Origin of the sequence: Streptosporangium sp. NPDC049644 (genome assembly GCF_040675205.1) — a bacterium.
In the GTDB taxonomy this organism is placed as follows: domain Bacteria; phylum Actinomycetota; class Actinomycetes; order Streptosporangiales; family Streptosporangiaceae; genus Streptosporangium; species Streptosporangium fukuiense.
In genome coordinates this window covers 118,566-133,908 of the sequence record NZ_JBFAOJ010000007.1, presented here as the reverse complement: position 1 = coordinate 133,908, position 15,343 = coordinate 118,566, and the positions used below count along the sequence as shown (strand labels likewise).

The following is a 15,343-nucleotide window of genomic DNA, read 5'->3' as shown; positions in this document are numbered from 1 at the left end:
AACGGACCCTGCCGCAGCGATGTGCGCGGTGACGGTCCGGGTCAGCGGCCATTGAAGGCGTCCCGCAGCCGGGAGAAGAAGCTCTGCTGCCCGGGGGCGAACTTGCCGGGCGGGCGCTCCTCGCCGCGGAGCTTGGCGAGCTCCCTCAGCAGCTCCTCCTGTGTCGCGTCGAGACGGGAGGGGGTCTCCACGTTCACGTGGATCAGCAGATCGCCACGGCCGGTCTCGTTCAGGCGCTGCACACCGCGGCCGTAGAGCGGGATCGTCTGCCCCGACTGCGTACCGGGACGGATGTCCAGCTCCTCGGCTCCATCGAGCGTCTCCATGGTCAGGATGGTGCCGAGCGCGGCCGCGGTCATCGGGATCTGCACCGTGCAGTGCAGGTCGTCGCCGCGCCGCTCGAAGATCTCGTGGGGGCGCTCGACGATCTCCAGGAACAGGTCGCCGGGCGGGCCGCCGCCTGGACCGATCTCGCCCTCTCCGGCGAGCTGGATGTGAGTGCCGTCCTCCACCCCGGCGGGGATGCGGACCTTGATGGTCCGCCGGGTACGGACCCTGCCGTCACCGGAGCACTCCTGGCAGGGGTTGCGGATGATCGACCCGAAGCCGCCGCACTGCGGGCAGGGCCGTGAGGTCATGACCTGACCGAGGAAGGAGCGGGTGACCTGGGATACCTCGCCCCGGCCATGACACATGTCACAGGTGTCGGGGTGGGTGCCTGCGGCGGCGCCCGACCCCGTGCAGACCTCGCAGACCACCGCGGTGTCGACGACCAGCTCGCGGGTCGTGCCGAAGCCCGACTCGCGCAGGTCGAGCTCGACCCGGATGGTGGCGTTGCGTCCGCGACGGGCACGCGAGCGGGGTCCACGCCCGCCGCCGCCACCGGCCGCGCCGAAGAAGGCGTCCATGATGTCGCTGAACGGGAAGCCGGCACCGAAGCCACCGGCCCCCGCGCCGCCCGAGGCGAACGGGTCGGCCCCCATGTCGTACATCTGCCGCTTGCTGGAGTCGGACAGGACCTCGTAGGCCTGTGTGATCTCCTTGAAGCGCTCCTGAGTCTCGGGGTCGGGGTTGACGTCAGGATGCAGTTCGCGCGCCAGACGTCGGTACGCCTTCTTGATCTCTTCCGCACTGGCGTCACGGCGCACCCCGAGGGTGCCGTAGTAGTCGCTCTTAGCCACTTTTCGTTGACCTCTTATGATGCAGCCAGGATCTGGCTGACGTAGCGTGCCACCGCGCGCACCGCGCCCATCGTGACCGGGTAGTCCATCCGCGTCGGGCCCAGCACACCTAGCCGGGCCAGTTGCTTGTCCCCAGAACCGTATCCGGCGGCGACGATCGACGTGCCCTGGAGTCCGGTGTAGGGGTTCTCCGAGCCGATCCGCACGGTCAGCGCCGACAGGTCGGAGGTCTCACCGAGCAGTCGCATGAGCACGACCTGCTCTTCCAGCGCCTCCAGCACATCGCGGAGCCCGACCGTGAAGTCGGCTCCCGCGAGGTTGGCGGCCCCGGCAAAAACGATCTTCTCATCGTGCCTGTCCACCAGGGACTCCAGCAGCACGGACAGGATCGTGGCCGCGAGCGGCCGATCCTCGGCGGGCAGCCGCTCCGGCAGGTCGGCGACCTTGTCGGGAACGCTGGTGAGCCCGCACCCGTCAAGGGAGGTGTTGAGCATCGCTCGCAGATGGGCCACCCGCTGCTCGTCCACGACGTCGGGCAGCTCGACCACGCGCTGCTCCACCCGGCCGGTGTTGGTGATGAGCACGAACATCAGCCGGCGCTCGCTCAGCGGCACCAGCTCGACGTGCCGGACCGTCGAGTTGGTCAGTGTCGGGTACTGCACCACGGCGACCTGCCGGGTGAGCTGGGCAAGCAACCGCACCGTCCGCATGACGACGTCGTCGATGTCCACCGCACCCGCGAGAAAGCTCTCGATGGCCTTGCGCTCCGCGCTCGACAGGGGTTTCACCTGCGAGAGCCGATCGACGAAGAGCCGGTAGCCCTTGTCCGTGGGCACCCGACCGGCGCTGGTGTGGGGCTGGGCGATGTAGCCCTGCTCCTCCAGCACCGCCATGTCGTTACGGATCGTCGCCGGGGACACCCCCAGACTGTGCCGATCCGCGAGAGCCTTCGAACCCACCGGCTCGTTGGTGGACACGTAGTCCTCGACGATGGCGCGAAGCACGGCGAGCTTCCGGTCGTCGACCAACGTGGTCACCTCCCTGCCTGCGTTCAGATGGGAAACACGAGGTCTGGCACTCTGTGTTCCCGAGTGCCAAGTGTACGGCCCCCGTGCGGAAGGCGCGATAAGCAAGAGGTGCGGATGATGACGCCAAGCCATTGGCAAGTCAACTGCTATCGCGTTTCAACCGGTTCCCGCCACAATTCGTACATGTCCAATGATTTTGGTTCTTTTCCGGGCGACGCCTCCCGCGGCCCCGGTTACGGCTCCCCCCAGCAGCCGTATGGTCAGCAGCCCCACCAGAACGGCCCCTCCTACGGTTACGCACCTCCCGGCTACGGCGCCCCGCAGAGCCCGCCCCCCAGCGGGAAGATCAAGCCCGGTATCGGATGGATCGTCGGGGTGTGGCTGCTCGCCCTGGTCAGCATCATCGTCGGCATCGGCGGCTTCGCGGGTGGCGTGCTGGGCGCGGTCACCAGCGCGGCACCGACGAAGACGTTCGCCCCCGGCGAAAACACGACGGTCACGCTCGACCCGGCCGACAAGCCCGCCATCTATGTCTCCACCAGTGGACCCACCAATTTCGAGTGCACGCTGACCGGCGGCACCGGCACGCCCAGCCTGCAGAAGCCGCTCGTCCAGCAGACCGTGTCGGGTTCCGACGGCGTCGTCTGGGAGATGGGCCTGCAGATCGGCGTGGAGCAGGCGGGCGACTACCAGGTCAACTGCACCGCCGACCCGGCGGAGGGCACCACGTTCGGCGTGGGCCGGGAACTCGCCGCCGGATCACTGGTCGGCGGGGTGATCGCCCTGTTCGCGGTGCCCGGCATCGGGATCCTGCTGGCCATCGTCGTGACGATCGTCGTACTGGTGAAGCGGAGCAACGCCCGCAAGCGCCTGGCCGCCGCCTCGGCGGGGCAGTGGGGAGCACCGGGGCCCTACGGCAGGTGACCGCGGCGTTTGCTAGCGTCCCACGTGATCCCTTGCGAGAGACGGTGGGCGGTCGGTGATGTACGAGCGTGACGTTCTGGCGGGAGACTGGCGGCGCCCCCGCAGAGGGGAGATCCCCCGGATTCCCGCCGAGCTCGACCTGGTCGTCGAGGACGCCGACGGCGGCTTCTGCGGTGCCGTGGTGGCCTGCGACAAGGAGGCCGTCACCCTGGAGGACCGCTTCGGCCGCCGGCGGGTATTCCCGCTGGAGCCCGCCGCGTTCCTCCTGGAGGGCAGGACGGTGACGCTCGTGCGCCCGGCCGCCGCGCCACGTGGCCCCAGGCGGAGCGCGTCGGGCTCCATCGCGGTGGAGGGCCTGCGGGCCCAGGTGGCCAGAGAGAGCCGGATATACGTCGAAGGTGTGCACGACGCCGCGCTCGTGGAGAAGGTCTGGGGCCACGACCTGAGGGTCGAGGGGGTGGTGGTGGAGTATCTGGAGGGGGTCGATCACCTGCCCGCCATCGTCGAGGAGTTCGGCCCGGGCCCCGGCCGCCGCCTGGGTGTGCTCGTCGACCACCTGGTCCCCGGTTCCAAGGAGAGCCGGATCGCCGCGCGGATCTCCTCTCCGCACGTGCTGATCGTCGGGCACCCGTTCGTGGACGTCTGGCAGGCGGTCAAGCCGCACACGCTCAAGATCTCCTCCTGGCCGTCGGTGCCGCGCGGCGTGCCCTGGAAGGAGGGCGTCATCGCCGCGCTGGGCTGGAAGACGGAGCCCGGCGACGCGTGGCGCCGCATCCTCGGATCGGTCACGACATATGCCGACCTGGAGCCCGAGCTGCTCGGTCCGGTCGAAGAGCTGATCGACTTCGTCACGGTTCCCGGCGAGGATGGCTAGGCCGTCAACCCATCAGGAGGGGCCATGAGCGAGAACCTTGGGGATTCACCGGGCGAGGACCGGACGGAGCGCATCGGCGATCCTCCGCCCGGCCACACGACGCCCGGCCACACCATGCCCGGCTACACCATGCCCGGCCAGAGCGCCCCGCCGCCCGGCCAGGGCTACGGGCAGCCGGGCCAGGGCCATCCCACTCCCCCGTACGACCCGAGCGGTTACCGCTACCAGAGCGGCTACCAGGATGGCTACGCCCAGTACGGCGGGTACGGCCCGGTGGGGTACGGCTACCAGGCGCCGCCGGGGACCTACGGCCCGCGGCCCGGCAGCGACGACACCACCATGGCGATGCTCGCCCACCTGCTGGGCCTGCTGACCAGCTTCGTCGGCCCGCTGGTGCTCTACCTCGCCAAGAAGGACGAGTCACCATACGTGCGGGACCAGGCCGCCGAGGCCCTCAACTTCCAGCTCACGGTGTTGATCGCCTACTTCGTCTGCATGATCCTGGCGTTGGTGCTCATCGGCTTCGTGCTGATGCTCCTCCTCTGGATCGGGTCGATCATCATGACGGTCATCGCCGCGGTGGCGGCCAACCGAGGGGAGAACCACCGCTATCCGATGAGCATCCGCTTCGTCAGCTGACCTGGGCCGGAACTCAGGTGAGGTCGCGGACCAGGGCGTCGGCCAGCAGGCGGCCGCGCAGGGTGAGCACAGCCCGGCCCGCCTTGAACGGTTCCGTCTCCAGCAGGCCGTCGGCCAGCGCGCGGGCGACCACTCGGGGGCGGTCGAGCTCCCCGAGCGGGAAACCCTGGGCGAGCCGCAGCTCCAGCATCAGCCGCTCCACCGCCCTGTCCCCGGGCCCCAGCACCTCTCGCGCCTGGGCGGGCGAGGTGCCCGCGGCCAGTCGCCGGGCGTAGGCGGCGGGGTGCTTGACGTTCCACCAGCGGGTGCCGCCGACGTGGCTGTGCGCCCCCGGACCGACGCCCCACCAGTCTCCGCCGGTCCAGTAGAGCAGGTTGTGCCGGCATCGCCCGGCCTCGGAGGTCGCCCAGTTGGACACCTCGTACCACTCGAACCCCGCCTCGGCCAGCATGGTGTCGGCGATCAGGTAACGGTCGGCGGCCACGTCGTCGTCGGGCATCGGGAGCTCGCCCCGCCTGATCCTGGCGGCCAGCCTCGTCCCGTCCTCGACGATCAGCGAGTACGCGGAGACATGGTCGGGTCCCGCCTCGATCGCCGCGGCCAGCGAAGCGCGCCAGTCGTCGTCGCTCTCCCCTGGCGTGCTGTAGATCAGGTCAAGGTTGACGTGCTCGAACCCCGCCTGCCTCGCCTCCCGTACGGCCCGCGCCGGGCGTCCGGGGGTGTGGCGACGGTCCAGCACCGCGAGCACGTGCTCGCGGGCACTCTGCATCCCGAAGCTCATCCGGTTGAACCCACCCTCGCGAAGCTCCGCCAGGTAGGCGGGGTCCACCGACTCGGGGTTGGCCTCGGTGGTCACCTCGGCGCCGGGAGCAAGCCCGAACTCCTCCTCGATCGCCCCCAGGATCCGTACCAGGTCTCCGGCCGGCAGCAGGGTCGGGGTGCCCCCGCCGAAGAACACGGTCTCGACCGGGAGGCGCGCGGCGCCGAGGTTGGCCCGCGCCCGCCGCACCTCGTCGACGGCGGTGTCCGCGTAGTCCCGTTGCGCGGCGCCGGGACCGAGTTCCGAGGCCGTGTAGGTGTTGAAGTCGCAGTAACCGCACCGGGTCACGCAGAAGGGCACGTGAACGTAGAAGCCGAAGGGCCGCTCGCCGAGTCCGGCGAGCGCGCTCTCGGGGAGTTCGCCCGAGGCGGGTACGGGATCCCCGTCGGGAAGTGTGGATGGCACGCCCCAAGTCTGCCGCTCCCCGCGCGATGCCCGGGACGTCGCCCCGGCTGTGGAAGGCCGGCCGCCCACCGGTCAAACCGCCGCGTACCGTTGACGGACAGATCGCACAGGTCTACGATCCGGGAAAACTTAAAGGAAAGTTTCCTATAAGTTACTATTCCGAGCAGTGGAGAAGCCCGTGCAGAGACTCCTCCGGAACATGATCGCGGCAGCCCTCGCCGCGGGTCTCGCGGCGGTGGCCTTACCGGCCCCGGCCCAGGCCCAGACCCCCTCAGGGAACGGTGACCGCTTCAAGCGGGTGGCCTACTTCATCCAGTGGGGCGTCTACGGCCGCGACTACCACGTCAAGGACATGGAGAGCAGCGGCGCCGCCGCCAAGCTGACCCACATCAACTACGCCTTCGGCTTCGTCAACGCCGAGGGCGACTGCTACTCCGCCGACCCGTGGGCCGACTGGCAGCGCCCGGTGGCCGCCGAGCAGAGCGTGGACGGCGTCGGCGATGCCGAGGGCCAGGCCCTGAACGGCAACCTGAACCAGCTGAAGAAGCTCAAGGCCAAGCACCCCGGCCTCAAGACGCTGATCTCCCTCGGCGGCTGGACCGGCTCAAAATACTTCTCCGACGCGGTGCTGACCCCCTCCGGGCGCGCCAGACTGGCCTCCTCCTGCATCGATCTGTGGCTCAGGGGCAACCTGCCCGGCACCGCCCCCGGCACCGGAGCGGGCGTGTTCGACGGCATCGACCTCGACTGGGAGTGGCCGGGCTCCTCCGGCAACGAGGGCAACATCATCCGTCCCGAGGACAAGCGGAACTTCACCCTGTTCGTCGCCGAACTGCGCCGCCAGATGAACGAGTTCGACCGGCGCACCGAGCTGACCGCCTTCCTGCCCGCCGCCGCCGCGAAGATCGACGCGGGCTTCGAGGTCCGCGACGTCTTCAAGCAGCTCACCTTCGCCACGATCCAGGGCTATGACCTGCACGGCCCGTGGGAGAACAGCACCGGCCACAACGGCAACCTGTTCAACGACCGGCGCGACCCCAACCCGGTGAAATACAGCGTGGACCAGACGGTCCGCGACTACCTGACGCGCGGTGCCCCGGCCAAGAAGATCGTGGTGGGCGTGCCCGCGTACGGTCAGGGCTGGACCGGCGTCACCGGCGGCAGGAACGGCCTGTACGGCACCGCCACCGGTCCCGCGCCGGGCACCTTCGCCGCCGGAAGCGAGGACTACAAGATCCTGGTGAACAAGCCGGGCAAGCGCTACCGCGACCTGCTGACCGGAACCGTGTGGCTCTACGACGGCAACGAGTTCTGGTCCTACGACGACCCGGCCTCGCTGGCCCAGAAGGCGGCCTACATCCGCCTGAAGGGCCTCGGCGGCTCGATGATGTGGTCCATCGACCAGGACGACACCTCGGCGTCGCTCACCTCGGCGCTCTACAGGATCCTGCGCTGAGCGACCCTCTCATACCGGGCGGGGCCGCAGGATCTGGGTCATCTGCGGCCCCGCCCGCGCGTTCGTCCCCGGACGCCTAACCGCGCACGCGCCCCAGCACCCGCTCAGCGACCCTGTCCCACTTCTCGGGGTGCCCTGGATGGGCGAGCAGGCGGCGCAGCAGGTCTCTGTCACCGTGGTAGGCACGGAAGGACTCGGTGACCGTGACGCTGCCCTCGGGGCGCGAGACGATCTCGACGGCGTCGCCCCGGCCCAGCTCGCCCGGCTCGACCACCCGCAGGTAGGCACCGACCCGCCCGGCCCGGGTGAAGGTCTTGAGCCAGCCCGGCTCCCCGATCCAGCCGCGGAACACCGAGCACGGCACCCTCGGGCCGGTCACCTCGGCCAGCACCGTGCCCATCCGCCAGCGCTCCCCGACCTTGGCCCCGTTGACGTCGAGCCCCACCGTCGTGAGGTTCTCCCCGAACATGCCGTCGCGCAGCTCCCGGCCCAGCTCGGCCCGCCACCAGTCGTAGTCCTCCCGCGCGTAGGCGTAGAGCGCCTGATCGGAAGAGCCGTGGTGCTCCAGATCGGCCCTCTCGTCCCCGGCCAGACCGCTCTCCGAGGCCCCGACCCGGCCGTCCACGGGGGTCTTGTCTATCGCGGTGCGCCTGAGACGACCGGCCCACTCCGCGTCGACGGCACGGCCCACGTTCACCGAGGCAATCTGCATGACCGGACGGTATCGGAGCCCTCAACCGGAAGGCGAACCGATATCCACCGATTCTTCCTACTCGGTGCCAAGCCCGGCCGGGCCCTCGACGTCCTTTACTTCTTGGACTTGTCCGCGGAGGACTCGGTGGACAGCGCGGCGACGAACGCCTCCTGGGGCACCTCGACGCGGCCGACCATCTTCATCCGCTTCTTGCCCTCCTTCTGCTTCTCCAGCAGCTTGCGCTTGCGGGAGATGTCGCCGCCGTAGCACTTGGCGAGGACGTCCTTGCGGATGGCACGGATGTTCTCACGGGCGATGACCCGGGCGCCGATGGCCGCCTGGATCGGCACCTCGAACTGCTGCCTGGGGATCAGCTCGCGCAGTTTCTTGGCCATCTCGACGCCGTAGGCGTAGGACTTCTCCCGGTGAACAATGGCGCTGAAGGCGTCCACGGCCTCGCCCTGGAGCAGGATGTCGACCTTGACCAGGTCGGACTCCTGCTCACCCGAGGGCTCGTAGTCCAGCGAGGCGTAGCCGCGCGTACGGGACTTGAGCTGGTCGAAGAAGTCGAAGATGATCTCGCCGAGCGGCATCGTGTAGCGGATCTCGACGCGGTCCTCGGACAGGTAGTCCATGCCCTGCAGGTTGCCCCGGCGGTTCTGGCAGAGCTCCATGATGGCGCCGATGAACTCCGAGGGGACGAGCACCGTCGACTTCACCATCGGCTCGAAGACCTTGTCCACCTTGCCGGTGGGGAACTCCGAGGGGTTGGTGACGACGACCTCCTTACCGTCCTCCATGATCACTCGATAGACCACGTTGGGCGCGGTGGAGATGAGCGAGAGGTTGAACTCGCGCTCCAGCCGCTCGCGGACGATCTCCATGTGGAGCAGGCCGAGGAAGCCGCAGCGGAAGCCGAAGCCCAGGGCGGCGGAGGTCTCCGGCTCGTAGACCAGGGCCGCGTCGTTGAGCTGGAGCTTGTCCAACGCCTCGCGGAGCTCGGGGTAGTCGTCACCGTCAATGGGGTACAGGCCCGAGAAGACCATGGGCTTGGGGTGCTGGTATCCGCTGAGCGCCTCGGCGGCCGGCCTCGACACGGAGGTCACCGTGTCACCGACCCGCGACTGGCGGACGTCCTTCACGCCGGTGATCAGATAGCCCACCTCACCGACGCCCAGCCCCTGGTCGGCGATCTTCGGCTCGGGCGAGATGACGCCGATCTCCAGCGTCTCGTGGGCCGCGCCGGTGGACATCATCAGGATGCGCTCACGCTTGCCCAGGTGCCCGTCCATGACCCGGACGTAGGTGATCACACCTCGGTAGGTGTCGTAGACCGAGTCGAAGATCAGCGCGCGGGCGGGCGCGTCGGCGTCGCCGACCGGGGCCGGGATGTTCTCGACCACGTGGTCCAGGAGCTCGCGAACGCCCACACCGGTCTTGCCGGAGACCCTCAGCACGTCCTCCGGGTCACAGCCGATGAGGTGGGCGATCTCCGCGGCGTACTTCTCCGGCTGGGCGGCGGGCAGGTCGATCTTGTTGAGCACCGGGATGATCGTCATGTCGTTGTTCATGGCCAGGTAGAGGTTGGCCAGGGTCTGCGCCTCGATCCCCTGCGCGGCGTCGACCAGCAGGATCGCGCCCTCGCACGCCTGGAGCGACCGGGAGACCTCATAGGTGAAGTCGACGTGCCCGGGAGTGTCGATCATGTTGAGGACGTAGTCGGTCTCGCCGACCCGCCACGGCAGTCTGACCGCCTGCGACTTGATCGTGATGCCGCGCTCGCGCTCGATGTCCATCCGATCGAGATACTGAGCGCGCATGGAACGGTCGTCGACCACTCCGGTGATCTGCAGCATGCGGTCGGCCAACGTCGACTTGCCATGGTCGATATGCGCGATGATGCAGAAGTTGCGGAGCACCGCGGGGTCGGTCTGGCCAGGCTGAATGCGCACCGGGGTCCGTTTCAACAGATTGATGACGATCACACGGCTGGCATGCCAGCCGCCTTCCATGGTGACATGTCCGGGTGATAGCCCGGACCAGAGCACGACTCGGCCTGCGTTTTCTCGCCGTGGTGGCGGCCCTGCTCCTTGCGCTTCCAGGGTTGGCCGTGGCCACCCTCACCCTGCAGTTTACCGGGACACCCGCCCCGTGGGCGAAGACGACCGGCCACGACGCCCTGTGGCTCGGCCACGCGTGGGTAGACGGCAGGAAGACCCACGACGACGTGCGGACGCTCGCCGCCAGGCTCCGCAAGACCGGCATCAAGGACGTCTACCTCCACTCGGGACCGTTCGACCGCGACGGGACGTTGCCCATCGAGAGATACCCCAGGGCTGTCGATCTTCTGAAGTGGTGGCGCGAGGAGTTGCCGAAGGTCAGGATCTCGGCCTGGCTCGGCCAGAAGGTCGACGGCACCCTCGACCTCGACGACGCGGCCTCCAGGCAGCGTGTGCTGGACGGCGCACGCGCGATCATGGCGCTCGGCTTCGACGGCGTGCACTACAACTTCGAGCCGATCGGCGACGGCGACACCGAGTTCCTCGACCTGCTGACCCGGACCCGCGTGATCGTGGGCGACGGCCTGCTCTCCACCTCGACCCCGCAGATCGAGCCGTTCCCGCTCGTCCGCCCGGTCGCACGCGCCGCCCTCGGTCGTGACAAGTACTGGTCGCCCGACTACTTCCGCCAGGTGGTGAACCTTACCGACCAGGTAGCGATCATGACCTACGACTCATATCTCCCCTTCCCCGCCGTCTACGGCGGCTACGTCGTGCGGCAGAGCACGCTGGCGCTGGAACTCGTCCCCGAGGAGAAGACGGTGCTGATCGGCGCCCCCGCCTACCACGATCACGACGCCCCATGGGCCGACGAGGCCGAGAGCGTCGAGAACGCGGCCAGGGGTGCCCGGCTGGCGCTGACCTCGTACGGCAAGCGCCGTGAGCGGTTCGGGCTGGCGATCTACGTCGACTTCGCCGCCACCAAGGAGGACTGGGCCGAGTACGACAAGTTCTGGTTCAAGCCGTGAGGATTACGGTCCGAGCGATCAAAATCACACGCTAAACTGATCGGGCATCCCTCTGCCCGGCCTGTCGATTTGAGCGACGACCTCGGCAGTTGGTAGCCTAGTCAACTGCGTGTGGCGCGCCCTCTCTGCCCGCGCGCCCCATCCAACGACATTCACCGAGGCTTCTTCGTGGCGAACATCAAGTCCCAGATCAAGCGCAACCGGCAGAACGAGAAGGCCCGGCTGCGTAACAAGGCTGTCAAGTCTTCCCTGAAGACGGCCATCCGCAAGTTCCGCGAGGCCGCCGACCAGGGTGACGTCGAGCAGGCCGCTGTGCTCCAGCGCGCCGCCGCCCGTCAGCTGGACAAGGCTGCCAGCAAGGGCGTCATCCACAAGAACCAGGCCGCCAACCGCAAGTCGGCGATCGCCCAGCGCGCCGCCGCCCTGTCGACGGCCGCCAAGTAGTTCCAGGTTTCGCGGACGCCGCCCCCCTCACGGGGTGCGGCGTTCTTGCGTTTCAACCGCCCGTGACGCTTGGCGCACCGCTGCGGACAACCGCGGGGCCGAGCGTCTCCCTGCCCGGCTAGCGTCCGGTGCGGCTGGCGACCACGGTCTGGACCATGTGCTCCAGCGCGTACGCGGGGTCGGCGCCGCCGCCCTTCACCTGAGCGTCGGCGGTGGCGACGGCCTGGATCGCGCGGGCGAGGCCTTCGGGCCCCCAGCCGTTCAGCTGCCGCTGAACCCGTTCGATCTTCCAGGGCGGCATGCCGAGCCGACCGGCGAGTTGACCGCCCCTCAGGTTGCGGGGCGCACCGCCCACCTTCGCCAGCGAGCGCAGACCTCCGGCGAGCGCGCTCACCAGCAGGACCGGTGCCGTACCGGTCGCCAGGGCCCAGCGCAGTTGTTCCAGGGCTTCGCCCAGGCGCCCCTCGACTGCCGAGTCGGCCACGGTGAACCCGCTGACCTCGGCCCTGCCCCGGTGGTAGCGCGCCACTGCGGCCTCGTCGATCGCCTTGCCGGGGGTGTCGAAGGCGAGCTGGCTGCAGGCGGCGGCGAGCTCGCGCAGGTCGTTGCCCACGGCGTCGAGGAGCGCGGCGGCGGCGTCCGCCCCGATGGTGCGCCCGGCCCGTTTCAGCTCCGCCTTGACGAACGCCAGCCGCTCGGCCGGTTTGGTCATTTTGGTGACCGGGACCACCTGCGCCCCGGCTTTCTTGACCCCGTCGACCAGCGCCTTCCCCTTGACGCCCCCCGGATGGACGAGGATCAGCACGGTCTCCTCGGCCGGGTGAGCCGCATAGGAGACGACTTCGGCGATGACGTCCTTGCCGAGGTCCTGGGCCGAGCGGACGACCACCACGGACCTGTCGCCGAACAGCGAGGGCGACGTCATACGGGTGAGCTCCCCGGGCTCCATCTTCGCGCCGGGGAGATCGTGCACCTCGGCGGTCGGGTCGGCCGCCCTGGCCGCCGAGGTCACCTCACTCACCGCGCGGTCGGCCAGCAGTTCCTCGTCGCCGAGTATCAGGATCACGGGTGCCGGATCGGTTGCCGCCATGCCGAGCAGCATGCCACGTCCCGGTGACGGGAGGGGCATCGGCAAGTCGTTCGCAATCGAAATGCAGGTGCCCTGAGGCACCCTGGGAACCTCACAGGAGGTGAAAACCATGACGAACTCCACCATTCGCCGCCACGCCTGCCCGCGCTGCGGAACGTCCCTCGACGAGGGCCCGATCATGTACCGCTGCGCGCGCTGCAGCCGGTCGGTCTACGCCGCCGACGTGGACACCGAGTTCCGCCGCCCGGCCAAGGTCACGTCCTAGTCCCGTACCGGAGCCCCTCCGGCCGGAGCGCTCCTTCGGGGAATGACGGACAGGGCTCCCCCGCTGTCCACCACGGCGAGGTCTCCCGACAGGTCCGTCCGGTGGACGCGCACACCGAGCCGGTACAGCGTGGCCAGGGTCGACGGCGCGGGATGGCCGTAGTCGTTGTCCGCCCCCACACTGATGAGGGCGGCACGAGCACCGATGGCGGCGAAGAAGGCCGGGTCGTACCTGCCGGATCCGTGATGCGGAACCTTGAGGATCTCGGCGCGCGGCAGGCCCCTGCGGAGCAGCTCCGCCTGGGCCTCGGTCTCGATGTCGCCGCTGAGCAGAGCCGACCCCGCGGCCCAGCGAACATGCACCACGACGCTGGCGTTGTTGACGGCCGCCCCCTTCCCCGCACCGGTCCGGGACACCTCGGCCACCGGGCCGATGACCGTCAGCTCGGAGGGCCCGAACCGCCAGCTCGCCCCCGGACTCGCCGCCCACTCGGCCACGCGGCGGCGGGCGAGATCCTCGCTCAGCCTCGCCCCCTCATGCTCCCCGGCGTCGTCTCCGGTGCCGCGCGGGGTCACCAGCACCGCTCCCACCGCCCGCCCGCGGAAGACACCGTCGAGCCCTCCCACATGGTCGAGGTGCGGATGGGTGAGGATGACCAGCGGCACCTCCTCGACTCCCATGGAACGCAGACAGCGGTCCACCCGGACGGGATCGGGCCCCGCGTCCACCACCACGGCTCGCCCGGGCCCTGCCGCGACCAGCAGCGCGTCTCCCTGGCCGACATCGCAGGCCACCAGCAACCATCCGCGAGGCGGCCAGCGAGCCACGATCGGCGCGGCCACCGTCACGGCGAGAACCAGGCCGGCGACGGCCGCCAGGGCGATCAGGCGTATCCTCCGGTGCCGCAGCACCAGCACGGCGAGCGGGACGGCAGCGGCCAGCAGGAGCAGCCCGGTGACGCCGCCCGGCCACGGGAGCACGCCCCACGGGAGCCCGGCGGTGTGCCCGGCCACCTCGATGATCCATCCGGTGGCCAGACCCGCCGGCCGGACCAGCAGCTGAGCGAGCCCCATGTGCAGGGGGGCGACCAGCGCCACCACGAAGCCGAGCAGGGTGGCCGGGGCCACGGCCGGGCCCGCGAGCAGGTTGGCCGGGATCGCCACCGGTGCGAGCTGCCCGGACATGAGCACCAGGACGGGGGTGACGGCGGCCTGGGCGGCGGCGGCCACGGCGATCGCCTCCGCGGCCCATCGGGGCATTCGGGCCGAGAGCCGGTCGCGCCAGCGCGGTGCGAGGACCAGAATGCCCGCGGTGGCGAAGACCGACAGGGCGAAGCCGTAGGAGCGGGCGAGGTCGGGGACAAAGAAGATCAGTCCCAGAACCGTCGCCGCCAGAGCCGCGACGCCGTCGCGCGAGCGGCCCGTACCGAGTGCCACGGCGGCGACCCCGCCCATCAGGAGAGCCCTGAGCACACTGGGCGAGGGCCGGGCGACGACCGAGAAGGCGACCATGGCCGAGATCGCCAGCACCGCCCGCGCCGCGAGTGGCAGACCGGCCGTCCTGGCCACCGCGACCGCCGCACCGGCCACGACGGCGAGGTTGGCCCCGGAGACGGCGAGCAGGTGGCTGAGGCCGGCCGCCTTGAAGTCGGCTCTGACCTGGTCGTCCATCCGGGACACATCACCGACCACCAGGCCGGGCAGCAGCCCGCGCTGCGCCGGCGGCAACACCTCGGCCGCCTTCCTCAGCCCCGATCTGAGCGCTCCGGCCGCGCGTTGCTCCCAGGAGGGTCCGCTCAGGACTCGCGGCGCCCCTCTGACCAGCACCACCGCCGCGAGCAGCTCACCGGGGTCCGCCGGGCCGAAGCGCCCGCTGACCTCGACCCGCTGGCTGGGCAGCAGCGAACGCCACTCCGCGCCGGAGACGAAAAGCAGCACCGGAGCCCGCAGCCTCACCCTGTCCGCTCCCGTCCCGACCGACTCGACCCGGGCGGGCACCACGAAGCTCTCCCGCCGGAACAGCCCGCCACGCCGGGCCACCTCCCGGGGGTCGTCGGTCACCACCGCCTCCGCCACTGCCGAGGCATGCCTTCCGGCCAGCTCGGCGACCGGTCCCGTACCGGCCGCGTGCACCCGGAGGGCCACCGACCCGGCCACCGCGGCCGCGCACCCCAGGACCGCGATCACCGCGTTACGCCGGCCCGCCGCCCTCCCCGCCCGGACCAGAACAGCCACGGCCAGGGCACCCACGGCCAGCAGACCGGCCACCACGGCACCCGTCGCCGCCGGACAGCCCAGCAGGACCAGGGCGATCACCCACGATGCCGCCGCGGGCAGGAGCAGATGCGCGGCATGCGCGCCCCGCCCCTTTCCGGAATCCCTGACACCACCGGCCTTCCCGGGAGCACCGGAACCGTCAGGGCTCTCGGTGGCCCCGGCGCGCCCGACCTCGACGACCGGGCCGGCTCGCATCCCGACCGCCCTCCCCGACCTGCG

General features: G+C 70.0%; 14 protein-coding genes. 7 read left to right on the top strand and 7 right to left on the bottom strand.

Annotated elements, in window-relative coordinates; genetic code table 11:
• Nucleotides 1–41 precede the first annotated feature (41 nt).
• Entirely contained in the window at nucleotides 42–1,181 is a 1,140-nt protein-coding gene (gene dnaJ, locus AB0J58_RS06150; protein WP_343979848.1) for a molecular chaperone DnaJ, read from the bottom strand.
• A 14-nt stretch (nucleotides 1,182–1,195) separates the two neighbouring features.
• Nucleotides 1,196–2,209 (bottom strand): heat-inducible transcriptional repressor HrcA, encoded by a 1,014-nt coding sequence (hrcA, locus tag AB0J58_RS06145; RefSeq protein WP_030903995.1) that lies wholly within the window; start codon nucleotides 2,207–2,209, stop codon nucleotides 1,196–1,198.
• Between the two features lie 183 nt (nucleotides 2,210–2,392).
• On the opposite strand from hrcA, the gene AB0J58_RS06140 reads away from it, so the two are divergent.
• The 3 genes from AB0J58_RS06140 to AB0J58_RS06130 are packed head-to-tail and all read left to right on the top strand — an operon-like array spanning nucleotide 2,393 to nucleotide 4,646.
• Nucleotides 2,393–3,133: a hypothetical protein gene (locus tag AB0J58_RS06140; protein ID WP_364210934.1), complete on the top strand. Its 741-nt coding sequence runs from the start codon at nucleotides 2,393–2,395 to the stop codon at nucleotides 3,131–3,133.
• Between the two features lie 58 nt (nucleotides 3,134–3,191).
• Entirely contained in the window at nucleotides 3,192–4,007 is an 816-nt protein-coding gene (locus tag AB0J58_RS06135; RefSeq protein WP_343979855.1) for a DUF3097 domain-containing protein, read from the top strand.
• 24 nt (nucleotides 4,008–4,031) lie between these two features.
• A complete protein-coding gene (locus AB0J58_RS06130) occupies nucleotides 4,032–4,646 on the top strand; it encodes a DUF4870 domain-containing protein (RefSeq protein ID WP_364210931.1) in 615 nt (204 codons plus the stop codon).
• Nucleotides 4,647–4,659: 13 nt separating this feature from the next.
• Here AB0J58_RS06130 and hemW read toward each other — a convergent pair whose 3' ends face one another.
• Nucleotides 4,660–5,871 (bottom strand): radical SAM family heme chaperone HemW, encoded by a 1,212-nt coding sequence (gene hemW, locus AB0J58_RS06125; protein ID WP_364210928.1) that lies wholly within the window; start codon nucleotides 5,869–5,871, stop codon nucleotides 4,660–4,662.
• A 178-nt stretch (nucleotides 5,872–6,049) separates the two neighbouring features.
• Here hemW and AB0J58_RS06120 point away from each other — a divergent pair, with 178 nt between their 5' ends.
• Complete coding sequence (locus AB0J58_RS06120; RefSeq protein ID WP_364210925.1) at nucleotides 6,050–7,327, top strand: glycoside hydrolase family 18 protein; 1,278 nt, start codon at nucleotides 6,050–6,052, stop codon at nucleotides 7,325–7,327.
• A gap of 76 nt (nucleotides 7,328–7,403) precedes the next feature.
• On the opposite strand, the gene AB0J58_RS06115 is transcribed toward AB0J58_RS06120, so the two are convergent.
• On the bottom strand, nucleotides 7,404–8,039 hold the full coding sequence (locus tag AB0J58_RS06115) for an MOSC domain-containing protein (RefSeq protein ID WP_364210922.1): 636 nt from the start codon (nucleotides 8,037–8,039) through the stop codon (nucleotides 7,404–7,406).
• Between the two features lie 95 nt (nucleotides 8,040–8,134).
• Nucleotides 8,135–9,973, bottom strand: a complete 1,839-nt coding sequence (lepA, locus tag AB0J58_RS06110) for a translation elongation factor 4 (RefSeq protein ID WP_343980027.1) — start codon at nucleotides 9,971–9,973, stop codon at nucleotides 8,135–8,137.
• 74 nt (nucleotides 9,974–10,047) lie between these two features.
• Here lepA and AB0J58_RS06105 point away from each other — a divergent pair, with 74 nt between their 5' ends.
• Together AB0J58_RS06105 and rpsT are read left to right on the top strand one after the other, a co-directional pair.
• Nucleotides 10,048–11,049, top strand: a complete 1,002-nt coding sequence (locus tag AB0J58_RS06105) for a hypothetical protein (RefSeq protein ID WP_364210919.1) — start codon at nucleotides 10,048–10,050, stop codon at nucleotides 11,047–11,049.
• Nucleotides 11,050–11,217: 168 nt separating this feature from the next.
• Nucleotides 11,218–11,493 carry a 30S ribosomal protein S20 gene (gene rpsT / locus AB0J58_RS06100; protein WP_364210917.1) on the top strand — a complete coding sequence of 92 codons (276 nt, stop codon included), beginning with the start codon at nucleotides 11,218–11,220 and terminating at the stop codon, nucleotides 11,491–11,493.
• Between the two features lie 118 nt (nucleotides 11,494–11,611).
• Here the strand turns inward: rpsT and holA are convergent, their stop codons facing one another.
• Nucleotides 11,612–12,583, bottom strand: coding sequence for a DNA polymerase III subunit delta (gene holA, locus AB0J58_RS06095; RefSeq protein WP_364210914.1), 972 nt, complete (start codon nucleotides 12,581–12,583; stop codon nucleotides 11,612–11,614).
• 109 nt (nucleotides 12,584–12,692) lie between these two features.
• On the opposite strand from holA, the gene AB0J58_RS06090 reads away from it, so the two are divergent.
• Nucleotides 12,693–12,848, top strand: coding sequence for a hypothetical protein (locus AB0J58_RS06090; protein WP_343979879.1), 156 nt, complete (start codon nucleotides 12,693–12,695; stop codon nucleotides 12,846–12,848).
• Here the strand turns inward: AB0J58_RS06090 and AB0J58_RS06085 are convergent.
• Nucleotides 12,845–15,319: a ComEC/Rec2 family competence protein gene (locus tag AB0J58_RS06085; protein WP_364210911.1), complete on the bottom strand. Its 2,475-nt coding sequence runs from the start codon at nucleotides 15,317–15,319 to the stop codon at nucleotides 12,845–12,847. The genes AB0J58_RS06090 and AB0J58_RS06085 overlap by 4 nt on opposite strands.
• Nucleotides 15,320–15,343: the final 24 nt, after the last annotated feature.